23 protein-coding genes are annotated in these 21430 nt (G+C 45.2%); 17 read left to right on the forward strand and 6 right to left on the reverse strand.

The features are described from left to right. Positions 1-24: 24 nt before the first annotated feature. From nrdR to HC752_RS03210, 9 genes are all read left to right on the forward strand, one after another. Positions 25-474 (forward strand): transcriptional regulator NrdR, encoded by a 450-nt coding sequence (nrdR, locus tag HC752_RS03170; protein ID WP_190333640.1) that lies wholly within the window; start codon positions 25-27, stop codon positions 472-474. Beyond that, complete coding sequence (ribD, locus tag HC752_RS03175) at positions 474-1571, forward strand: bifunctional diaminohydroxyphosphoribosylaminopyrimidine deaminase/5-amino-6-(5-phosphoribosylamino)uracil reductase RibD (protein ID WP_190333642.1); 1098 nt, start codon at positions 474-476, stop codon at positions 1569-1571. Before nrdR ends, ribD begins: the two co-directional genes overlap by 1 nt. 8 nt (positions 1572-1579) lie before the next feature. Beyond that, on the forward strand, positions 1580-2248 hold the full coding sequence (locus tag HC752_RS03180; protein ID WP_190333644.1) for a riboflavin synthase: 669 nt from the start codon (positions 1580-1582) through the stop codon (positions 2246-2248). A gap of 17 nt (positions 2249-2265) precedes the next feature. Next, positions 2266-3375 carry a bifunctional 3,4-dihydroxy-2-butanone-4-phosphate synthase/GTP cyclohydrolase II gene (ribBA, locus tag HC752_RS03185; RefSeq protein WP_190333646.1) on the forward strand — a complete coding sequence of 370 codons (1110 nt, stop codon included), beginning with the start codon at positions 2266-2268 and terminating at the stop codon, positions 3373-3375. Between the two features lie 220 nt (positions 3376-3595). Continuing rightward, positions 3596-4066, forward strand: a complete 471-nt coding sequence (gene ribH, locus HC752_RS03190) for a 6,7-dimethyl-8-ribityllumazine synthase (RefSeq protein ID WP_190333648.1) — start codon at positions 3596-3598, stop codon at positions 4064-4066. Beyond that, positions 4066-4533, forward strand: a complete 468-nt coding sequence (nusB, locus tag HC752_RS03195; protein ID WP_190333650.1) for a transcription antitermination factor NusB — start codon at positions 4066-4068, stop codon at positions 4531-4533. The genes ribH and nusB overlap by 1 nt, the downstream gene beginning before the upstream one ends. Before the next feature lie 133 nt (positions 4534-4666). Then, complete coding sequence (gene thiL, locus HC752_RS03200) at positions 4667-5641, forward strand: thiamine-phosphate kinase (RefSeq protein ID WP_190333653.1); 975 nt, start codon at positions 4667-4669, stop codon at positions 5639-5641. Continuing rightward, entirely contained in the window at positions 5641-6147 is a 507-nt protein-coding gene (pgpA, locus tag HC752_RS03205) for a phosphatidylglycerophosphatase A (RefSeq protein ID WP_190333655.1), read from the forward strand. Before thiL ends, pgpA begins: the two co-directional genes overlap by 1 nt. Positions 6148-6174: 27 nt before the next feature. Further along, the gene (locus HC752_RS03210) at positions 6175-6525 is read left to right on the forward strand and encodes a putative quinol monooxygenase (protein ID WP_190333657.1); all 351 of its coding nucleotides are present in this window, start codon (positions 6175-6177) and stop codon (positions 6523-6525) included. An 86-nt stretch (positions 6526-6611) separates the two neighbouring features. Here the strand turns inward: HC752_RS03210 and dxs are convergent, their stop codons facing one another. Genes dxs through xseB form a run of 3 tightly spaced genes read right to left on the reverse strand, consistent with a single transcriptional unit; the run spans position 6612 to position 9654 of the window. Further along, positions 6612-8501, reverse strand: coding sequence for a 1-deoxy-D-xylulose-5-phosphate synthase (gene dxs, locus HC752_RS03215; protein WP_190333659.1), 1890 nt, complete (start codon positions 8499-8501; stop codon positions 6612-6614). Positions 8502-8520: 19 nt separating this feature from the next. Further along, entirely contained in the window at positions 8521-9405 is an 885-nt protein-coding gene (ispA, locus tag HC752_RS03220; protein ID WP_190333661.1) for a (2E,6E)-farnesyl diphosphate synthase, read from the reverse strand. Between the two features lie 3 nt (positions 9406-9408). Further along, complete coding sequence (gene xseB / locus HC752_RS03225) at positions 9409-9654, reverse strand: exodeoxyribonuclease VII small subunit (RefSeq protein WP_190333663.1); 246 nt, start codon at positions 9652-9654, stop codon at positions 9409-9411. A gap of 411 nt (positions 9655-10065) precedes the next feature. Here xseB and pomA point away from each other — a divergent pair, with 411 nt between their 5' ends. The 8 genes from pomA (at position 10066) to rlmM (ending at position 17150) form a co-directional block, all read left to right on the forward strand. Next, entirely contained in the window at positions 10066-10830 is a 765-nt protein-coding gene (pomA, locus tag HC752_RS03230; RefSeq protein WP_190333665.1) for a flagellar motor protein PomA, read from the forward strand. Between the two features lie 11 nt (positions 10831-10841). Beyond that, the gene (locus HC752_RS03235) at positions 10842-11783 is read left to right on the forward strand and encodes a flagellar motor protein MotB (RefSeq protein WP_190333667.1); all 942 of its coding nucleotides are present in this window, start codon (positions 10842-10844) and stop codon (positions 11781-11783) included. Positions 11784-11912: 129 nt separating this feature from the next. Then, complete coding sequence (thiI, locus tag HC752_RS03240; protein ID WP_190333669.1) at positions 11913-13361, forward strand: tRNA uracil 4-sulfurtransferase ThiI; 1449 nt, start codon at positions 11913-11915, stop codon at positions 13359-13361. 121 nt (positions 13362-13482) lie between these two features. Continuing rightward, a complete protein-coding gene (locus tag HC752_RS03245) occupies positions 13483-13731 on the forward strand; it encodes a DUF805 domain-containing protein (RefSeq protein WP_190333671.1) in 249 nt (82 codons plus the stop codon). 404 nt (positions 13732-14135) lie between these two features. Further along, positions 14136-15038 (forward strand): transcriptional regulator GcvA, encoded by a 903-nt coding sequence (locus tag HC752_RS03250; RefSeq protein WP_190333673.1) that lies wholly within the window; start codon positions 14136-14138, stop codon positions 15036-15038. After that, a complete protein-coding gene (locus tag HC752_RS03255) occupies positions 15038-15667 on the forward strand; it encodes an alpha/beta family hydrolase (RefSeq protein ID WP_190333675.1) in 630 nt (209 codons plus the stop codon). Before HC752_RS03250 ends, HC752_RS03255 begins: the two co-directional genes overlap by 1 nt. Then, positions 15664-16062, forward strand: coding sequence for a DUF423 domain-containing protein (locus tag HC752_RS03260; protein ID WP_190333677.1), 399 nt, complete (start codon positions 15664-15666; stop codon positions 16060-16062). The genes HC752_RS03255 and HC752_RS03260 overlap by 4 nt, the downstream gene beginning before the upstream one ends. Next, positions 16059-17150 carry a 23S rRNA (cytidine(2498)-2'-O)-methyltransferase RlmM gene (gene rlmM / locus HC752_RS03265; protein ID WP_190333679.1) on the forward strand — a complete coding sequence of 364 codons (1092 nt, stop codon included), beginning with the start codon at positions 16059-16061 and terminating at the stop codon, positions 17148-17150. Before HC752_RS03260 ends, rlmM begins: the two co-directional genes overlap by 4 nt. Before the next feature lie 75 nt (positions 17151-17225). On the opposite strand, the gene xni is transcribed toward rlmM, so the two are convergent. The 3 genes from xni to HC752_RS03280 all read right to left on the reverse strand — a co-directional run bounded on the left by xni (position 17226) and on the right by HC752_RS03280 (position 21383). Continuing rightward, positions 17226-18008, reverse strand: coding sequence for a flap endonuclease Xni (gene xni / locus HC752_RS03270; RefSeq protein WP_190333681.1), 783 nt, complete (start codon positions 18006-18008; stop codon positions 17226-17228). A 125-nt stretch (positions 18009-18133) separates the two neighbouring features. Next, positions 18134-19489, reverse strand: coding sequence for a nucleotide 5'-monophosphate nucleosidase PpnN (gene ppnN, locus HC752_RS03275; RefSeq protein ID WP_190333682.1), 1356 nt, complete (start codon positions 19487-19489; stop codon positions 18134-18136). Positions 19490-19811: 322 nt separating this feature from the next. Further along, the gene (locus tag HC752_RS03280; protein ID WP_446751418.1) at positions 19812-21383 is read right to left on the reverse strand and encodes a GGDEF domain-containing protein; all 1572 of its coding nucleotides are present in this window, start codon (positions 21381-21383) and stop codon (positions 19812-19814) included. Positions 21384-21430 lie beyond the last annotated feature (47 nt).

Genomic DNA, 21430 nt, shown 5'->3' on the forward strand with positions numbered 1-21430 from the left:
CTAGGATAAATTTTTGGAGGTGATATGCATTGTCCATTTTGTTCAGAAAATGACACTAAAGTCATTGATTCTCGTCTGGTTGCAGATGGGCATCAAGTTCGTCGTCGCCGTCAATGCTTGGCGTGCAGTGAGCGATTCACTACATTTGAAAGCGCAGAGCTTGTCATGCCAAAAGTCATTAAATCCAACGGAAATCGTGAACCGTTTAATGAAGATAAAATGGTCGGTGGATTTCAGAGAGCGTTGGAAAAACGCCCAGTGGCCGCCGATGCCATTGAGCTCGCAATAAGTACGATTAAGTCCCAGTTGCGTGCCACTGGTGAACGGGAAGTGCCCAGCGAAATGGTGGGCAACCTTGTGATGGATCAGCTAAAAGACCTCGACAAAGTAGCGTACATTCGCTTTGCATCGGTTTACCGCAGTTTTGAAGATATCAGAGAGTTTGGCGAAGAAATCGCTAAATTAGAAGATTAATGCCATTGTCCCCCCAAGATGCTTATTATATGGCGCAAGCCATCGCCTTAGCTAAGAAAGGTCGTTTTACAACGTCTCCCAATCCAAATGTGGGGTGTGTGATCGTGAAAGACGATCGAATGGTTGGGCAAGGCTACCACCGCAAATCAGGTGAAGCGCACGCTGAGGTCAACGCATTAAAAGAGGCTGGGAAAAAAGCCAATGGTGCGACAGCTTATGTGACTCTTGAACCTTGCTCACATCATGGAAAAACACCCCCCTGTGCCGATGCGTTGAGCAATGCGGGCGTAGCTCGTGTGGTCTGTGCGACACAAGATCCCAACCCATTGGTCTCAGGACGAGGCATTAAAAAGTTACGAGACGCGGGGGTTGAGGTTGAGGTTGGCGTATTGGAGTCGGAGGCGATCGCCCTGAATGTTGATTTCAATCAGCGTATGAAGACGGGTAAACCTTTTGTGCAGTTGAAATTAGCCGCCAGTTTGGACGGACAAACAGCGCTGGGCAACGGCGAAAGTAAATGGATAACCTCAGCGCAAGCCAGAAAGGATGTACAAGCGTACCGAGCTCAGGCGTGTGCGGTGTTATCCACCAGTAAAACGGTCATGGATGACAATGCTTCACTCAACGTACGGTGGTCTGAACTGTCAGCTTCCATTCAGTCTATTTATCCTGAAAATGCGCTCCGGCAACCTTTGCGTGTCATATTGGATCGGCAGAAAAAGCTCCATTCTGACCTTGCGTTGTTCAAAACTGGCGGAAAAGTCGAGGTCGTTTCACCCGATTCTGAGCTTTTTGTGTTGGATAAAAAGGGACAGATTGACCTGCCTGTTGTAATCAAACAACTGTCTGCTATCCATCAAGTGCAAAAACTATGGGTGGAAGCAGGGGCGACATTGGCCGCCAGTTTGATTCAATTAGAATTGGTTGACGAACTCATAGTTTACCTTGCCCCTAAATTAATGGGGAGCGATGGTCGGGGGTTAGTGCACATTTTAGGGCTGAATGCGATGGAAGAAGCGATAGAACTCGATATCAAAGATGTACGCATGGTGGGACCGGATATCCGTATTACGGCTAACATTCTAAAAAACTCATAGAAGAAATTATGTTTACAGGAATTATAGAAGCGGTGGGTACTCTAACCGCGATTACGCCCAAAGGTGAAGATGTTAGCGTTACGGTTGAGGCTAGCAAGTTGGATATGTCTGACGTTCATTTAGGAGATAGCATTGCCACCAATGGTGTATGTTTGACGGTCATTGAATTTAACGATAACAGCTATACAGCCGACCTGTCGCTGGAAACCTTGAACAAAACGGGATTCACTCAATATCAAGTGGGTGACAAAGTGAATTTGGAAAAAGCCATGCTGCCCACCACGCGTTTCGGCGGACACATTGTGTCGGGGCATGTGGATGGGGTTGGCGAAATTGTTGAACGCAATCAGGTTGGACGATCAGTCGAGTTTTGGGTTCAGATGCCTTCAGAAATTGGAAAATATGTGGCGGAAAAAGGCTCGATTACCGTTGATGGCATTAGCCTCACGGTGAATGCACTTCGCAAAAATGCCTTCAAATTGACAATAGTGCCACATACCTCTTCAGAAACCACCATCAACGATTTCCAAGTGGGTCGAAAAGTAAACTTGGAAGTCGATGTCTTAGCAAGATACATGGAGCACTTGCTTCAGGGTTCTGCGCAAGCCCATTCCACAAACAAAGAGCCTGAATCCAGCCTGACCATGGAATTCTTACAACAAAACGGTTTTGCCTAACTAACGGGAACAGCATTATGTCTATTAGTACGCCTCAAGAAATCATTGAAGATATTCGTTTGGGTAAAATGGTTATCCTAATGGATGACGAGGATCGTGAAAACGAAGGCGATATCATCATGGCCGCGGAGCATGTGACACCTGAAGCCATTAACTTCATGGCAATGCATGGGCGTGGTCTTATTTGCTTAACCATGACAAAAGAGCGATGCGAGCATCTTGGTTTACCACCAATGGTTCAAGACAATAATGCTCAGTATTCCACTGCGTTTACCGTTTCTATTGAAGCGGCAGAAGGCGTGACAACGGGGATTTCCGCCGCTGATCGAGCGTTGACGGTGCAAGCGGCTGTAGCGAAAGATGCCAAAGCAGCGGACTTAGTTCAACCGGGGCATATTTTTCCACTGACTGCCCAAGATGGCGGGGTGCTAACCAGAGCAGGGCATACCGAAGCAGGTTGTGATTTAGCGCGTTTGGCTGGTTTGGAGCCCGCAGGCGTGATTGTCGAGATTTTGAATGACGACGGCACCATGGCGCGTCGCCCTGATCTGGAAGTGTTTGCGGAAAAACACGACATTAAACTGGGTACTATTTCTGACCTGATTGAATTCCGAAATAACACGGAAACGACGATCGAGCGTGTGGCGCAATGTAAGCTGCCAACCGAATTCGGCGAGTTTGAATTAGTCACTTACCGCGACACTATCGATAGTCAAATCCACTACGCACTGAAAAAAGGCGATCTCAAAGAAGAAGCCCCATTGGTGCGTGTGCACTTGCAAGATATTTTTACGGATGTGCTTCGAAGTGACCGCAGTGCTGAACGTAGCTGGACGCTCGACAAAGCCATGAGGCGTATTAGCGATGAAGGTGGTGTACTGGTAATTCTGGGGAACGAAGAGTCGCCTGAATTCATCATTCACAAAGTGAAGACGTTTGAACAACAAGACAGCGGCAATGCCCCTAAAATGGCGAAAAAGCAGGGCACTTCGCGCCGTGTCGGCGTCGGTTCTCAGATCCTCGCCGATCTAGGTATCAGCGATATGCGTCTGTTGTCGTCGAGCAAGAAGCGTTATCACTCTTTGTCAGGTTTCGGTCTCAACGTTGTTGAGTACGTTTGTGACTAGGCGTATTTTGCTGCCCTATTCAAGTGCTTTTTACCGTGAATGGCATGCTTCATTTATAGCGCAGTGAAATGGTCGTCCGCTTTTAAAGATCAAGCGTGGAAGTGCTTGTTCTATCGACTCCAGAACGGTGATATTGCTCAATTTCCATTAGATATCTCTCACACTTTTGTGCTAGAATCCGGCGATTCTCACTTGATGAACATAGTTAAAGGAAAGCTTTATGAAAGTGATCGAGGGCGTTCTCCCTGCGCCAAATGCAAAAATTGCTATCGTTATTTCTCGTTTTAACAGTTTTATTAACGAAAGCCTGCTATCTGGTGCAATCGATACTTTAAAGCGTTATGGACAAGTTAGCGAAGACAACATTACTGTTGTGCGCTGCCCTGGTGCGGTTGAGTTGCCTTTAGTGGCTCAGCGCGTTGCGAAAACTGGAAAATTCGACGCGATTGTGTCGTTAGGTTCAGTGATTCGTGGCGGTACGCCTCACTTTGACTATGTTTGTAGTGAATGCAACAAAGGGTTGGCTCAAGTGTCTCTGGAATACAGTCTTCCAGTTGCGTTTGGCGTCCTTACTGTTGACACCATCGATCAAGCTATCGAGCGCGCAGGAACCAAGGCTGGTAATAAAGGTGCAGAGGCTGCACTCAGCGCGCTAGAAATGATCAACGTTCTTTTAGAAATTGATTCCTAATGGGGGCCAGTGTGAAACCAGCCGCACGTCGTAACGCACGTCAATTTGCATTACAAGCCATATATTCGTGGCAGATTACCAAAGAGAATGTTGCTACTATAGAACAGCAATTCCTGTCTGGAGGCAAGTATGATGAGGAAGAGCATCACGCAAATGAGCCTTCTCTGTCTGCACCAGAAACTGACGTCGCTTACTTCCGTGACCTGCTAACGGGTGTTGTGCTTAGCCACACCGAGTTAGACAGCAAACTGCGTCCTTATTTGTCTCGCCCTATGCAAGATTTGGACATGATGGAGCTGGCTTTGCTTCGTCTTGCGATGTATGAAATGACGCGTCGCGAGGATGTTCCTTACAAAGTCGTGATTAACGAGGCTATTGAGCTCGCAAAAGTGTTTGCTGCGGAAGATAGCCACAAGTTTGTGAATGGTGTGCTTGATAAAGCCGCACCGCATGTTCGCAAAAAGTAATCGTGAATAAATACAAAAAGGTCAGCTCATTAGCTGACCTTTTTCTTTTCGTGCTCTAGGTCTTAAACTGCTTTGAGCAAGTCATGCAAACTTGGGTATAATTAACATAAATAACAACATGAAAGAGTCAGCTATGGCAGGTGAATTTAACCTAATTACCACCTATTTCGTAAACCGACAAACCCAGCGCAAAGATGTCCAGCTTTCCTTGGGCGATGACAGCGCTTTGGTTACCTCTCCTGAAAATGTTCAAATTGCCATTAGTACTGATACGCTCGTGGCGGGTACGCATTTTCTAGAACATGCCAACCCAGCATGGGTTGCTCATAAAGCATTGGCGGCAAACTTGAGTGATTTGGCCGCTATGGGGGCGTCGCCTGCGTGGGTATCCCTTGCGCTTACGTTGCCAGAGCCCGATGAAATGTGGTTAGCGCCATTTAGTGAGTCATTCTTTGAACTAGCAAACTATTTCAACATTCAGTTAATTGGCGGGGATACCACGAAAGGCCCTTTGAGTATTACGTTGACGGTTCAAGGCTTCGTACCTGAAGGCAAAGCGATGCGACGTGATGGCGCAAAAGTGGGTGATTGGATTTACGTAACGGGTACGTTGGGCGACAGTGCGGCTGGTTTACAGGTTGTGCTTGATGACGCTAAACGTTCTAAACCCTACGCCGAAGAGCTGGAAAAACGCCACTATCTTGCCACGCCTCGCTTGGTTGTGGGACAAGCCTTAAGAGAGGTGGCGTCAGCTTGTTTGGATATCTCGGATGGGTTGATATCTGATCTTCGCCATATTATGGACGCGTCTAATGTTGGTGCGATCATTGATGTCGACAATATCCCTTTATCAGATGAACTAAAAGCGTATTGCTCAGACGATATTGAAGCAATTCAATTAGCGCTGACCAGTGGTGAAGAGTACGAGTTGTGCTTCTGTGTACCTGAAGAGCATAAAGGGCAAATGGACACCTTACTGTCCTATTCTGGTACAACGGCGACCTGTATTGGTCAGATTCGTTCTGGTGATGAGCTGGTATTAGAACAGCAAGGAAAAAAGCTGGACTGGGCATTGTCTGGCTATGATCATTTCAAGGTTTATTCATAATGTCGTCTCCTTTATCTCTTATTTCGCTAAGAAACCCTTGGCACCTACTTGCAACCGGTTTTGGTAGTGGGTTGGCTCCCATTATGCCAGGTACTATGGGAACACTGGCGGCGGTTCCATTTTATCTTTTATTGGTGCAGTTGCCGTTGCCACTTTACATGATTGCAGTCCTTGGCTCGTGCATTATCGGCATTAAGATTTGTCAAGTGACATCAGATGATATGGGAGTGCACGATCACGGCTCCATTGTGTGGGATGAGTTTGCTGGTTTTTGGATCACGATGGTCATCGTCCCACTATTCGATATTCCCATATTTGACTGGAAATGGATCCTCACTGGGTTCATCCTTTTTCGCTTTTTTGACATGGTTAAACCGTGGCCGATTAGCTGGCTCGATAAACGCATTCATGGTGGATTAGGCATCATGTTGGACGATATAGCAGCAGGCGTCATGGCGGCTATTTCATTATGGCTAGTAGGTAGGTATGCTGGCTGGCCAATATAATGGAGTCGTTAAAAAAGGTATTTATTTATGTCTAAAAAGGTGTATTGCATCGCTCAGTTTTTACCAAAAGAAGGGAAACTGGATGAATTGTTCGACGTCTTAAAATCACTCGAACCCAATACATTAAGAGAGGATGGATGTTTGCAATATATCGTCACACGTCACATCTCTAGCTCATTTGCTGAGGGTGAGTCTTATCCCATTGTTTTCAACGAAACTTGGGCAAGCAATGAAGCGTTTGAAGCACACTGTCAGCGATTTGAAATACAAGAGTTTTTCGAAACACATTGCATGGCAGAAAACGGATTGGTCGATAAATACAACGTATGTATTTATAGCGATGAACCGAATGGATACGATGCGCCAAAAGTGAAATAGCGAAGAAGATCATCTTAAATAAAAAAGCCGAACTCAGTTCGGCTTTTTTATTCGGTTAAAACAGGCTTATGCCTTTTTCTGTGAGCTTATTTATTCAGATATTGATTTATTGCTAACTCAATACCTGTGGCGTCTAAACCAAGCTCGGCGTGCATCTCTTCTTGCGTTCCTTGTGCGACAAATTGGTCAGGCAATCCAAGGTTTAATACTGGCACGATTTGCTTACTGATCATGAGATATTCAATCACACCAGCACCGGCACCTCCCGCGATAACGTTCTCTTCTACCGTTACCAGTACGTCGTGTGTTGACGCCAGTTCTGAAATTAAGGCTTCGTCTAATGGCTTCACAAATCGCATATCCGCCACTGTGGCGTTTAACGCTTCTGCTGCTGAAAGTGCGTTAGGCAAGAACGTACCGAAGCTTAATATGGCGATTTTGGGCTGATTTTCTTGAGGATCAGTTTGGCGTTGGCGGACAATACGACCTTTCCCGATTTCAAGTGCAACCATCTCTTTTTGAATAGCCGTGCCACAACCGCTACCACGAGGGTAACGAACGGCAGATGGTCCCGTATGTTTGTGTCCGGTGTACAACATTTGACGGCATTCATTTTCGTCACTTGGAGCCATAATGACCATGTTGGGGATGCAGCGCATAAAGCTGAGATCAAATGCGCCTTGGTGGGTCTGACCATCTGCACCGACTAGCCCTGCGCGGTCAATGGCGAACAAGACAGGCAAATCCATGATGGCGACATCATGAATCAATTGGTCGTAACCACGTTGCAAGAACGTGGAGTAAATCGCGACGATTGGGTTTTGACCTGCGATGGCCATGCCACTTGCTAGCGTTACTGCGTGTTGTTCCGCTATCGCGACATCAAAATATTGTTTAGGGAATTCCTTCGAGAAGCGAACCATGCCAGATCCTTCACGCATTGCGGGTGTGATTGCCATGAGTTTCGGATCTTGGGCGGCCATGTCACAAAGGAAATCACCAAAAATATTGGAGAAGGTCGGCGTCGAAGCTTTGGTTTTTGGCTTGTTGTCTGGATTCAGGAATTGCTTTTGTACCGCGTGGTATCCAATCGGATCTTTCTCAGCTGGCTCGTGTCCTTTGCCTTTCTTGGTCATAATGTGCAGGAACTGCGGTCCTTTCAGGCTACGCATATTTTTCAGCGTCTTAACCAACTCATTCACATCGTGACCATCGACAGGGCCAATGTAGTTAAAGCCAAGCTCCTCAAATAATGTGCCTGGTACGACCATGCCTTTGAGGTGTTCTTCGGTTCTGCGCACCAGCTCTTTAATTGGAGGCAAGCCAGAGAGTACTTTTTTACCACCTTCACGAATAGAGGTATACAGGTTGCCAGACAATAATTGAGCTAAATGATTGTTCAGTGCTCCGACGTTCTCGGAAATGGACATTTCGTTGTCGTTCAGAATGACCAACATATCGGTATGCACATCACCAGCGTGATTCATCGCTTCAAAAGCCATACCCGCGGTAATGGCACCATCGCCGATAACACTCACAACACGTCTGTCTTTACCTTCTCTTTCTGCGGCAATCGATATGCCCAGCGCAGCGCTGATAGAGGTTGAGGAATGCCCGACGGACAATACGTCGTACTCGCTTTCGCCTCGCCATGGGAAAGGGTGTAGCCCGCCTTTTTGGCGAATGGTTGGCAGTTTTTCGCGGCGACCAGTCAAGATCTTATGCGGGTAGGCTTGGTGACCTACATCCCAGATCAACTGATCAAATGGGGTGTTGTAGACATAGTGTAGAGCTACTGTTAGTTCCACTGTGCCTAAGCCGGATGCCAAGTGCCCACTTGATTGGCTGACGGAATTAAGAAGGTACGTTCTTAATTCATCACAGAGGGTCGGCAGGCTCTCCTTTGGAAGGAGGCGCAACTCATCAGGTGTATCAGCTAGTGCTAAAGTAGGATATTTTGAAATATCGAGAGTCATAAAATTCAGCGCTTATAGTTTAGTTTTTGCGCTCGACCACATAACGGGCGAACTCTTCAAGTAACTGCGTATTGTAAGGTATGGCCTCTAATGTGCCTAATGCTTCAGTGAGCAGCTCTTGAGCTTTCTTCTGAGCACCTTCCAGACCCAACAAGGAAGGGTAAGTACTCTTGTTTAATTCTTGATCTGAACCTTGAGGTTTCCCTAATGTTTCAGTATCACTGATGATATCTAAAATATCGTCTTGTACTTGGAAAGCCAGACCGATTAAGTCTGCGTATCTTTCCAATTGAGGAAGGACAGTCAGCCCTTTCTCTCCAGCCGCCATTGCGCCCATTTTTATGGCGCTTTTAATCAATGCCGCTGTTTTATTCAGGTGGATGGTTTCAAGTTCCTTGAGCGACACGATGCGGTTTTCTGCGGCAAGATCGAGCGCTTGACCCATACACATCCCGCCTACGCCAGAGGCTTTAGCCAGCGTTTGAACCATTTTTATTCGGTTACGTTCTCCGTCAGAACTGAGTTTTCCTTCTGCAAGAATAGTAAACGCTAAGGTCTGTAGGGCGTCACCCGTTAAAATGGCGGTCGCTTCATCAAATTTGATGTGACAAGTTGGTTGACCGCGACGAAGTTCGTCATCGTCCATTGCGGGTAAGTCATCATGAATCAAAGAGTAGGCGTGAATGCACTCGACTGCGCAGGCTGGTGTATCCAGTTCTTCTAGTGTACACCCCAGCATTTCACCAGTAATGTATACGAGATAAGGGCGAGCGCGCTTTCCACCAAGCGTTAAGCCATGGCGCATAGCCTGTATAAGGGGTAACTCTTGATAAGGGAGAGTGTCAAGCCAAGCGTTCAACTGGGTGTTGCTGCGGTCTTGATAAGGCGTTAAAGGTGCGGACATAAATTAATCTTCAGAATTTGATTCAAATGGCGAAAGTTTAGCTTGATCGTCATCTTGAGTCAGAATGGCAACGCGTTGTTCAGCTTCAGATAACTTTCCTTGACCGGAACGAGCAAGGTGTATTCCACGTTCGAACTTTTTCAACGCATCTTCCAGTGCGAGATCGCCGCTTTCTAATTGCTCAACAATAGAATCTAATTCTGTTAGCGACTCTTCAAAAGTCATGTTTTCGGGTTTTTTGCTTGCCATACGATTTCTGCTGCTAAAACGTTGCACGCAAGTTAACTCAGCGACTGCTGCTGGTCAAACTCGCGCAAGATAAAATTTAACAAAAGTGCAGTATATCAGTTTTTATCCTCGATTCGTTATTAACAAATAGTCTCAAATGATGAGAGTGACTCTTTTCTGTACGATTCAGTATAACAACGCCACAAGACATAGAGATTAGCTACAATGTGAATGGGATGAGGGTGTACATAGCTTGGTTATATTCTCCCGCTGTTTTCGCAGAACCTAGCATCTTGAGGTTACTTGAGTATACTCTCTTAAAGTTAAAGGAAAATTTGTGCTTAGTATCAGGAAAAGCTCTAAACAATACTTAGTTACTGCCGATAGTTTGGGTTAAGCGCACAATAGAATTTTTAGCATGAGGGGTGCTTTGTGGATTTAGCAACGTTAATTGGATTGATTGGCGGTTTTGCATTCGTCATCATGGCGATGGTGTTGGGGGGAGGCATTGGTATCTTTATCGATGTGACTTCCATTCTTATTGTGGTTGGTGGCTCAACCTTCGTTGTATTAATGAAGTTTACCATGGGGCAGTTTTTTGGTGCCGCCAAAATTGCAGGTAAAGCTTTCATGTTCAAAGCGGATGAGCCAGAAGACTTGATTGCGAAGGTCGTTGAAATGGCGGATGCTGCACGTAAAGGTGGCTTTCTGGCACTAGAAGAAATGGAAATCACCAGCTCCTTTATGCAAAAAGGCATCGACTTACTCGTTGATGGTCATGATGCGGATGTGGTTCGTGCGACACTTCAAAAAGACATTTCGTTAACCGATGAGCGCCACGAGCAAGGAAAGGCTGTATTTACGGCTTTTGGTGACGTTGCGCCCGCCATGGGAATGATAGGCACGTTGGTTGGGTTGGTTGCCATGCTTTCCAACATGGATGATCCCAAATCTATCGGACCTGCCATGGCGGTTGCACTTCTTACGACGCTATACGGTGCTATTCTTTCTAATATGGTGTTTTTCCCTATTGCCGACAAACTATCTCTTCGACGTGAACAGGAAAAACTGAACCGCCGTTTGGTCATGGATGGCGTGCTAGCGATCCAAGACGGTCAAAACCCTCGTGTTATCGACAGCTATTTGAAGAACTATCTGAATGAAAGTAAGCGAGTTCTCGATGTGGATGGCGAGTAAGGTGAACTGAGATGGAAGAAGAAGAGTGCAAATGTCCCCCCCCGGGGCTCCCATTATGGATGGGTACATTCGCTGATTTGATGTCGCTGTTGATGTGCTTCTTCGTACTTCTGCTTTCGTTTTCTGAAATGGATGTGCTGAAGTTTAAGCAGATTGCAGGCTCAATGAAATTTGCGTTTGGTGTTCAAAATCAGTTGGAAGTGAAAGATATCCCTAAAGGCACCAGTGTGATTGCTCAAGAGTTTCGTCCTGGCCGCCCAGAGCCCACTCCGATTGATGTAATCATGCAGCAAACCATTGATATGACGCAGAAAACCTTAGAGTTTCATGAAGGGGAGTCGGATCGTGCTGGTGGTACAAAGCGAGAAGTGGGTAAGCTAACGGGCGGTAAGTCGCCTGATACATCGACAAAGATGAATCAAAATAATGAGTCAGAGCAACAGCAACAGCAAGCCGAATCCCAATCCCAGGAAATGGAAACCATTGTCGAGAGCATTAAAAAGGCGTTGGAAAAAGAAATCGATGAAGGTGCGGTAGAAGTGGAAAACCTTGGTCAGCAGATTGTCATTCGCATTCGTGAAAAAGGGGCATTTCCTGAAGGTTCAGCTTTCTTGCAGCCTAAATTCCGTCCTTTAGTACGTCAAGTGGCGGAATTGGTCAAAGATGTTCCGGGTATTGTTCGGGTTTCTGGTCATACAGACAATCAACCGTTAGATTCAGAACTGTATCGTTCAAATTGGGACTTGTCTTCTCAAAGAGCGGTATCCGTTGCTCATGAGATGGAAAAAGTAAAAGGGTTTGAGCGTGTTCGCTTACGTGTTCGCGGAATGGCAGACACGGAACCTCTCGTGAGCAATGATACGCGGGAAGGCAGAATGGAAAACCGTCGGGTTGAAATCAATATTATGCAAGGTAAACCGCGCTTGAGCGATGAAGTGTCTGCCCAGCAGTAAATGATAATACTGATGCCGTGAAGGTGAGTTCAAAATGAGCTCACCTTTTTTTGTGGGGTTATCTCGGGTATAATCGCGCGCCTCAGAATTGCCCAAGGCAATCCTTTTTCTAACACAGTGAAGAAAGTCATGAAGTTTATTGTTAAACCCCATCCAGAAATTTTTGTTAAAAGTGATTCTGTTCGTAAGCGCTTTACTCGAATTCTGGAATGTAATATTCGCATTGTTATTCAAAAGCACACAGAAAATGTGGCGGTGTTTAATCGCCGTGATCACATTGAAGTGACCGCCAACAGTGACGAACACTACGATAAGGTATTAGCAATCCTGACTCAAACTCCGGGTATTCATCATGTTTTGGAAGTACTGCAATCAGATTTCGAAGACATGCACGATATCTATGAGCAAGTGCTCGAACTCAACCGCGACAAGTTAGAAGGCAAAACCTTTGTTGTTCGTGCTAAACGCCGCGGGAAGCATGACTTTACTTCTATTGAGCTTGAGCGCTATGTGGGTGGCGGATTGAACCAAGCGGTGGAAAGCGCTCGTGTTAAACTCAGCAAACCTGACGTTACCGTAAAAATTGAAGTGGCAAACGAAAAGCTCAATCAGGTATTGGCGCGTCATAAAGGTTTGGGCGGTTTTCCGCTGGGCACGCAAGAAGACGTGCTCAGCCTAATTTCTGGTGGTTTCGATTCAGGTGTTTCAAGTTACCTGCATATCAAGCGTGGTTCTAAAACGCATTACTGTTTCTTTAATCTCGGTGGCCCCGCACATGAGATTGGTGTTAAGCAAGTCGCGCACTACTTGTGGGAAAAATACGGTTCGTCGGCGAAAGTAAAATTCATTTCTGTGGATTTTGAACCCGTCGTTGCTGAGATTTTGGAAAAAGTCGATGACGGCCAAATGGGTGTGGTTCTGAAACGCATGTTTATGCGTGCGGGAGGAATGATTGCCGAAAAGTTTGGTATTCAAGCACTGGTAACGGGGGAAGCGCTAGGGCAAGTGTCTAGCCAGACTCTGACCAACTTAAGACATATCGATGCCGTGACAGATACACTGATTCTGCGCCCTCTTATCAACTGGGATAAGGAAGACATTATCGATCTTGCTCGTGATATTGGTACGGAAGATTTCGCAAAAACCATGCCTGAATATTGTGGTGTGATTTCGAAAAAGCCAACCGTCAAAGCTGTTAAAGAAAAGCTTGAAATGGAAGAAGAGAAGTTTGATTTCTCTATTCTAGAGAAGGTCGTTTATGATTCTCGTGTAATGGATATTCGTGATATTGCGAAAGAAAGCCTTGAACAAGCACCAGAAGTTGAACAAGTTGAAGACGTTGACCAAAATGCTGTGGTGCTTGATATTCGCAGTGCGGAAGAAGAGGATGCAAACCCACTAGAGATAGAGGGGGTTGAGGTTGCTCATATTCCTTTCTTTAAGCTAGGAACTAAATTTGGAGATTTAGACCAAACGAAAACGTATTTGCTGTACTGCGATCGAGGCGTAATGAGCCGATTGCAGGCGCTTTATCTTCAAGAGCAAGGTTATCAGAATGTTAAGGTGTACCGTCCTTAATTTATATCCATAATTGCGTTACCCCAGACAAAAAACCACTCTTAAGAGTGGTTTTTTTATGCCATATAATGATCATTTGTGACCTTCTTAAAATAAAAATATTAAAATCATAAGGTTGGTTATGAATGAATTTTCAAAGGCATGGAAAACCTCTTTCGACTTCTCAAGTCGCTCACGCCGTAAAGATTACGGGATGTTTGCACGGATAAACTGTTTGGTCAGCCTTTTAGCGGCATTCATTCCACTGGTTAATATTGTTTATCCGTTAGCGGCTATTGTGCTCCGGTTTGCTTTGTCGGTTCGCCGTTTGCATGATATGGGCAAAAGGGGTTGGTGGTGGTTGTGTCCTGTGCCATTGGGGGCTTTTTAGGTCTTGAAGATTTTGATTTGTGAAGTGGTACGTCAAGCATCGTATTCGTGAGCTTGTACTTTGATGTTGGTATAATGACCTCTTTGATAAATAAGCAGAAGGCATAAAAAAACACCGCTATTTAGGCGGTGTTGAAAAATTGACAGACAGGTCAAAATAATACAGGAAGTATGATCTATGCGCTGAGCGCTAAGACATTATGGTAGATAACTCTACCAACTCGAATTTCGAGTTTATGCAAACACAACATCGTAACAACCAAACCAATTGATTATCAAGGATAATCAAGCCGTTCAGGCTTAGCGTTACGAGACGAAATATAGATTTTCTCTGGCTCATCGGCAATCAACAATTTATAATGTTTCGGATAAAAAAAACTAATGCTAAGTATGATTTGGTGAATTATGTCCAGACGCCTTCCCCCCTTGAATTCTCTACGTGTGTTTGAAGCTGCAGCCAGACACTTAAGTTTTACACGAGCTGCTGAAGAATTGTTTGTTACGCAAGCAGCCGTCAGCCATCAGATCAAAACCCTAGAAGATTATCTTGGGTTGAAATTATTCCGTCGCCGTAACCGTTCTTTGCTTTTCACCGAAGAAGGGCAAAGCTACTTTTTGGACATCAAAGATATCTTTACGTCGCTTTCTGAAGCAACCGACAAAGTGCTTGAGCGCAGTGAAAAAGGGGCGTTAACCATCAGTCTGCCACCAAGTTTTGCGATTCAATGGCTCGTGCCAAGGCTTGCCGACTTTAATGCACAAGAGCCAGACATCGATGTACGCATTAAGGCAGTGGATATGGATGAAGGTTCTCTCACCGACGATGTGGATGTGGCCATCTATTATGGACGAGGCAATTGGTCTGGTCTTCGGGCGGATAAGCTGTATCAAGAATATTTGGTTCCGGTATGCTCACCTCAGCTGTTGTTGGGGACAAAACCATTAGAATCTCTTGTGGATTTAACACGGCATACGTTATTGCATGATACATCTAGAAAAGATTGGAAACAATTTACTCGCATTCACGGTATTGAAGGTGTGAACGTTAATCACGGTCCGATCTTTAGTCATTCAACAATGGTGCTGCAAGCGGCTGTGCATGGGCAGGGCGTCGCATTGGGAAACAATGTACTGGCGCAACCCGAAATTGATGCAGGTCGATTGGTCTGCCCATTTGATGAGGTATTGATCAGTAAAAATGCTTTCTATGTGGTCTGTCATGAACAACAGGCAGATACGGGTCGAATAGCAACATTCAGAGACTGGATGCTGGCAACGGCGGCGAAAGAGCAGGAGGATTTCATTTAATGAGCCAAGTAATAGTTAATGGTGAAGGCGATCAGACGTTTCTTTTTGCCCATGGTGCTGGCGCAGGAATGGATCACGAATTTATGGTTCGAGTCGCCAAAGGGATTGCAGAGCATGGCATTCGTGTCGTTCGTTTTAATTTTCCTTATATGCTAAAGCGTTCGGAGGATGGAAAAAAGCGTCCCCCCGATAGTGCACCGAAATTGCTTGAAGCCTTTAAAGACATGATTGAGCAATACGCTGGTGAGAGCCTTGTCATCGGTGGAAAATCAATGGGAGGAAGGATGGCGAGCTTGTTATCAGAATCGCCTCACATTCAGGGCATCGCTTGCCTTGGTTTCCCTTTTCATCCGCCAGGAAAGCCTGAGAAATATAAAGGAGATCATCTCGCACAAATCAATAAACCATGCCTTATCCTTCAAGGAGAAAGAGACACGTTTGGGAAAAAAGAAGAGTGCGCCGAGTTTCATTTTTCAGATGCTGTCGAACTCCAATTTATCCCCGATGGTGACCACAGTTTCAAGCCCAGAAAACGCTCTGGTTACACTCAAGAGGGCAATATCGATTTAGCCGTTGAACATTTGGTGACCTTTATAAGGGGCTGTTGTGAAGTTAGGGGGGAGCTGTGAAAAGTAAGCATGTTTTAATGGTTGCTGGTGTCTTTGGCGCGACGGCCGTGATGTTAGGTGCATTTGCAGCACATGGTTTAAAGGCGATGTTGTCTGATTACCTGATTGGCGTGTTTGAGACGGGTGTGCAATACCAATTTGTACATACCTTGGCGTTAGTCTTGATTGGTATTTTGATGCAGATAAAAGTCGGCGAGAAAACAGAAAAAGGACTGCGAAACGCGGCGATTTGCTTTATTATCGGCATCTTTTGCTTTAGTGGCAGCCTTTATGCGCTTGCATTAACCGGAATCAAATGGTTTGGACCTATTACGCCATTTGGTGGCTTACTGTTTATTGTGGGCTGGGTTTGCTTCACTATGGCTGCATTTAGAATGAAAGAGGTGAAGTCGTGAAACACTTAATGCTCTACTGCCGCCAAGGTTTCGAAAAAGAGTGTGCAGGTGAGATTCAGGATCGTGCTGCTCAACTAGAAGTGTACGGTTTCCCGAGAGTGCAAAAGAATACAGGGTATGTGTTGTTTGAGTGCTACCAGGAAGGCGAGGGTGCGAAACTGGCTCAGGAGCTGGACTTTAACTCACTGATCTTTGCACGTCAGATCTTCGCGGTTGCCACAGAATGTAAAGCGTTGCCACAGGATGATCGAATCTCCCCCATTCTTGATGGGCTATCGGAGATTGAAGCATTTCCTCGTTGCGGCGATCTTCGTGTGGAAACACCCGATACGAATGAAGCAAAAGAGCTTCTGAAGTTTTGCCGCAAGTTTACCGTACCATTAAGGCAAGCCCTACGTGGTAAAGGAATTCTTTACCATAAAGACAGCCCTAGAAAACCGGTTTTGCATGCGTGTTTTGTCGCACCGGGTCACTGCTATGTTGGTTATTCGTTATCCGACAACAACTCAACATTCTTTATGGGGATCCCTCGTCTTAAATTTCCATCTGACGCGCCAAGCCGTTCCACATTGAAATTGGAAGAAGCATTTCATGTTTTCATTCCTAAAGAGGAATGGGACACACGTTTGGCTTCTGGTATGTGGGCGACCGATTTAGGTGCTTGTCCGGGGGGGTGGACTTATCAACTTGTGAAACGCTCTATGTTTGTGCATGCGATTGATAATGGCATGATGGCACAAAGCTTGATGGATACAGGGCAGGTTAAACATCATACGGAAGATGGATTTAAGTTCGAACCGCCGCGTAAAAACGTAACTTGGTTGGTGTGTGACATGATTGAAAAACCATCGCGCGTTGCACAACTTATGGGGGAGTGGCTCATTAAAGGTTGGGCAAAAGAAACCATCTTTAACTTGAAGCTGCCGATGAAAGGTCGATACGACGAAGTACTTCAAGATATCGAGAACCTAAAAGCTTTCCTGATTGACAATAAAGTGAAGTTCAAACTGCAAGCTAAGCATCTGTACCATGACAGAGAAGAGATCACCGTTCACATTCAGTGCTTGTCGAATATATCCCCTCATTAAGCTCAATGAATGGGCTTGCAGTACAAGTCCTACTTTCCAGAAGACGCTCCAATTGGAGCGTTTTTTTATTCCATTTTATGACGGTTGGTTAGAACCGGAGTATCGAATATCTTGTAAGTTAAAACCAAGTTCCATGTCGATTTTTAATGCCGAAATTTTTTTACAAGCTCTCGCCGAGTCGATGTGTTCGTTAAACTTTTTTCGATATTTAGCGGGAAGATCGTCAGATGCATAGGCGGTTTCGATGTCAGGATAAGTGGTAAGGATGTCTTTCGCCGCTTTTGGTCCCACACCTGGGATCCCTGGAATTTGGCTAGAACTGACGCCCACCAACCCCCAATAGTCAGCGAGTTGCTCCGGTTTTACACCGAATTCTTTTTCGATGAATGGGGCATCAAGCCAGCGGTGCTGAAAATAATCTCGAATTTGTAGGGTGGGTGAGAGTAGCTGGCAGTAGCCTTTGTCTGTCGATACTATGGTGACTTTTTCACCATGGCTCGCGACTTTACAGGCTAGTGTTGCAACTAAATCATCAGCTTCATCTCCATCGGACAATAATGAATCGATGCCGAGCTTCCACCAAGCCTCTTGAATAGCATCTAATCCTTTCAATAAAGGGTCAGGCATGGGCTTTCGGTTTTCTTTATAAGAGGGAAGCACTTCAGCTCGCCAGCCCCTGTCTTGTTCATGGTGATCGAAGACCGCAATAATATGCGTAGGGGTAGATTCCGATAAGATTCGATTCAGTGTCCGACCGGTAGTTTCTATGGTCCGCGAGATGTCTGTTGGATCAGGCTGCGCCGAATGTACGCGACGAATGAGGTTCAGAGCATCAATGATGACTAGATGAATCGACATTTTTGAATTCTAAAGAAAAAGGGGCGTAATGCCCCTTAGTGTATGTAAATAAAAAGTGTATGTGAATCAAAACGTGTATGTGAATCACAACGTGATGACTGGAATCGGAGGCGTGCCTACTGATCCTACAGCGCAATTTTGTAGCAAGGAATGTATTCGGACCCCGGTAATTTCATTCGCTGTTGCTCAACAAAATCGCTGAGTAGGCGATCCATTTTTTTCATGAGCGTGGGGTCGCCATTGATAACGAAAGGACCTTTACGTTTGATTTCCCGAATGCCTTCCGCTTTAACATTACCTGCAACAATTCCAGAAAACGCTTGACGTAACTTAGCGGCTAATATTTCAGGTTTTTGATTTAGGTGCAGATCGAGATTCGCCATGTTTTCGTGTGTTGGTTCAAATGGGAGTTGGAATTCAGGCTCGATTTTTAAAGACCAATTATAACTGTAAGAATCCCCTGTTACCTTGCGATGTTCCCGTACTGTTAGCATGGATTCTTTGATGATTTTCGCCGCTTTTTCAGGATCGCCAATAACAATGTTGTAGCGGCTTTGTGCTTCTTCTCCCAGCGTATCTCCTATGAATTTATCAATGGATCGGAAGTAAGCTTCACTTTCTTTAGGTCCAGTTAATACAATCGGCATCGGCTGATCAACATTGTCAGGGTGAAGCATAATGCCGAGAATGTACAAGAGTTCCTCTGCGGTGCCAGCGCCCCCAGGGAAAATAACAATACCATGTGCCATTCGCACAAACGCTTCTAAACGTTTTTCGATATCAGGCATGATAATGAGCTCATTCACGATTGGGTTGGGTGGTTCTGCCGCAATAATGGATGGCTCCGTTAAGCCTATGTAGCGTTGTTCGTTGTAGCGCTGCTTTGCATGTCCGATAGCAGCCCCTTTCATCGGACCTTCCATTGCCCCCGGACCACACCCCGTACAAATATTCAGTTCCCGTAGACCAAGCTCGTGCCCGACTTCTCGAGTGTATTGGTATTCAATGGGGTTAATTGAATGGCCTCCCCAACAAACAACAAGGTTTGGATCGATTCCCGGATGAAGCGCACCAGCGTTACGCAAAATGCCGAATACGAGATTAGTAATGTGGGTGGCATTGGTTAGGTTGAGTCTTTGGCTGTCGGCTAAATGCATGTTGACATAAACAATGTCTCTCAACACGGAAAAAAGATGTTCTTGAATGCCGGTAATGATGGTGCCGTCTACGAATGCATGGTCAGGCGGATTGTTGAGTTCAAGCTTAATGCCACGTTCGCGACGCATAACGTTGACGTCGAAGGATTTGTATCGGTTAAGTAGTTCTTCAGAGTTATCGGTATGACTGCCGGAGTTGAGAACCGCAAGGCTACAATTTCTATAGAGCTGATAAAGCTCACTAGAGGCAGTTTTTTTTAGACGTTCTACTTCAATCTGAGACAGCAAGTCCATGCTGCCTGCAGGGCTGATATGAGTAATCATAGGCTCCTCCTTGGGGTAGAAAGTCATTGTTTTTGTTCATTTCTCTACCCTATCATTTCACCTTACACAGGAATTTAGGGTTTCGCCACTTACTTTTAAGGGATAAATCAACAAATTGAGGCATCTGCCCGAACAAAACCAGCGGGTACTGTCGTTATTTCGAAGTCGTCAGTAAAGCAGCAAGTCATTCACTTAGGCTCATATGTCTGAGCCCAAGCCGTAATCACACTGGCGATGATAAAATGAAACCGTCGGTCAATTTATGGGGACGGACTTGTCTGTAGGGACATGTTTTCTAATGAAAAGGTGAAGGGAAAGGAGGTTATAGCCAAATGAGTTGATTCGGACCTGTTCTCTTGGCATTTTTGAGCCCGATCTGCAGCCTTTCAAGCACTTCTTCTGGGGTATCAGTGTCACTGAAGGCTGCACAAACTGCAGAGGCGGTAATGGTGATACTTTGGTCTCTAAACTTAAACGGCAACTTGGATATATGCGCTTGAATCTTTTGTGTCACTGTGTGAGTTTCTGAGTCAACTTGATCTGGAAGTAGAATGAGGAACTCTTCACCAGAGAATCGTGCCACGATGTCGGTGTCTCTCACCGCTTTTTTAATGGTACGAGCGATGATTTTTAACGCTTTGTCGCCAGCACTGTACCCAAAACTCTCATTCAGCGTTTTAAAGTTATCGATATCAAGCAGTAAAATTCGGAAAGAGTGTTGTGCGCGAATCCAGCGTCGATACTCCAGCTCGAGTTTATCCGTGAGTGCTGCTCTGTTGTACACTTTAGTGAGAGGGTCAAGGAGAAGCCTTTGTGCTTGATCTTGTAATCGGCGTCGATAGTCTTGAGTCACTTCTTGAAGTGCTTCCAGTTGATTATGACTATAGCTGAGCCTTTCTGTTAGAGCTTGTTCACGCTTTTCAATATGCTGTAGGCGCTCAGTGAGCGAACCTATCTTATCCAAAAGAGGGGCAATGGCGAGTTTGAGTGCCTTGGCATCTAAATCGGATTCCAAATTACTTTTGCCCTGTGAGACCAAATCGTTGATTTCGAAATGCATCATCTTTCTATGTTCAGAGTAAGAGAGGCTTTGTTCGATGTTTTGCGATGTGTTCTTGATTACCGTATTCAGAGAGCTATTAACTTGATCTAAAAACTGCTCAGAGGTTTTACGCTCAAAATGAGTGCCTTGAATGACCAGCTTTAAAATCTGAAGTATTAATTCAAACAATTCATTCGGTGGCACACCAATGAGAAGCTTAGCTCTGATGTCGGTTAATAATTCACCGGATTCGCCATCAAAATCGAGCTCAGTGATCAGGTTTTGCAGTTCTTCTGAGAGGCGGTCAAAAATTTCCTGATCGACGACTTTTTCTAAATTGAGGTTATTACGAGAATTTGACGCCATGATTTTTGTGGCGCGCTCGTATATACCCAAAAGGCGAATCGCTTGATCAATTTCTTGCGTCAATTTTCGGCTAGGGAAATGAAGTAAGTTTCGGAGATCGCGTTTTAATTGAGCAGGTAGACCAGGAATACGCTGCAACGTTTCCCCGCTATGTTTAATTCGCTCGTCTAAGTGAATTGTCTTTTTTTCCATGGTCACCGTGTTTTGCTTCAGCATTCTCTCTATGACGACCAGCTTAGGTATTAACTTTGTGACATCTTGTTGATGTTCTAGATCCTGTTTTAATAGCGACAAACTTTTATCAAGATCTTGGTTATTACCTTTGCATGCATCACTAAGATTAGCAACTATGCGCTTAAGAACGTTTTGTTCTCTTTTAAATTTAAAAAGAGAATCTCGATGTGAAAGACGTGCATGATCTAATTTACACTTTAAATCATGTAATTCTTCTTTCAACTCTTGCTCAAGAGTATCCAAATCATTCATAAAATGCAGATGCCAATAAACCGCGATGGCGAAAACAGTTTAATGAT

Source organism: Vibrio sp. S9_S30 (assembly GCF_014694455.1).
Classification (GTDB): Bacteria; Pseudomonadota; Gammaproteobacteria; order Enterobacterales; family Vibrionaceae; genus Vibrio.

Bases quoted from the DNA above. Each gene is read 5' to 3' on its own strand.
- HC752_RS03280 (WP_446751418.1), bottom strand. From the start codon at position 21,383: ATGAATGATTTGGATACTCTTGAGCAAGAGTTGAAAGAAGAATTACAT.
- nrdR (WP_190333640.1), top strand. From the start codon at position 25: ATGCATTGTCCATTTTGTTCAGAAAATGACACTAAAGTCATTGATTCT.
- thiL (WP_190333653.1), top strand. From the start codon at position 4,667: ATGGCAGGTGAATTTAACCTAATTACCACCTATTTCGTAAACCGACAA.
- ribD (WP_190333642.1), top strand. From the start codon at position 474: ATGCCATTGTCCCCCCAAGATGCTTATTATATGGCGCAAGCCATCGCC.
- ispA (WP_190333661.1), bottom strand. From the start codon at position 9,405: ATGTCCGCACCTTTAACGCCTTATCAAGACCGCAGCAACACCCAGTTG.
- pgpA (WP_190333655.1), top strand. From the start codon at position 5,641: ATGTCGTCTCCTTTATCTCTTATTTCGCTAAGAAACCCTTGGCACCTA.
- HC752_RS03245 (WP_190333671.1), top strand. From the start codon at position 13,483: ATGAATGAATTTTCAAAGGCATGGAAAACCTCTTTCGACTTCTCAAGT.
- HC752_RS03255 (WP_190333675.1), top strand. From the start codon at position 15,038: ATGAGCCAAGTAATAGTTAATGGTGAAGGCGATCAGACGTTTCTTTTT.
- nusB (WP_190333650.1), top strand. From the start codon at position 4,066: ATGGGGGCCAGTGTGAAACCAGCCGCACGTCGTAACGCACGTCAATTT.
- dxs (WP_190333659.1), bottom strand. From the start codon at position 8,501: ATGACTCTCGATATTTCAAAATATCCTACTTTAGCACTAGCTGATACA.
- thiI (WP_190333669.1), top strand. From the start codon at position 11,913: ATGAAGTTTATTGTTAAACCCCATCCAGAAATTTTTGTTAAAAGTGAT.
- ribBA (WP_190333646.1), top strand. From the start codon at position 2,266: ATGTCTATTAGTACGCCTCAAGAAATCATTGAAGATATTCGTTTGGGT.
- xseB (WP_190333663.1), bottom strand. From the start codon at position 9,654: ATGGCAAGCAAAAAACCCGAAAACATGACTTTTGAAGAGTCGCTAACA.
- HC752_RS03210 (WP_190333657.1), top strand. From the start codon at position 6,175: ATGTCTAAAAAGGTGTATTGCATCGCTCAGTTTTTACCAAAAGAAGGG.
- HC752_RS03235 (WP_190333667.1), top strand. From the start codon at position 10,842: ATGGAAGAAGAAGAGTGCAAATGTCCCCCCCCGGGGCTCCCATTATGG.
- xni (WP_190333681.1), bottom strand. From the start codon at position 18,008: ATGTCGATTCATCTAGTCATCATTGATGCTCTGAACCTCATTCGTCGC.
- ppnN (WP_190333682.1), bottom strand. From the start codon at position 19,489: ATGATTACTCATATCAGCCCTGCAGGCAGCATGGACTTGCTGTCTCAG.
- HC752_RS03180 (WP_190333644.1), top strand. From the start codon at position 1,580: ATGTTTACAGGAATTATAGAAGCGGTGGGTACTCTAACCGCGATTACG.
- ribH (WP_190333648.1), top strand. From the start codon at position 3,596: ATGAAAGTGATCGAGGGCGTTCTCCCTGCGCCAAATGCAAAAATTGCT.
- HC752_RS03250 (WP_190333673.1), top strand. From the start codon at position 14,136: ATGTCCAGACGCCTTCCCCCCTTGAATTCTCTACGTGTGTTTGAAGCT.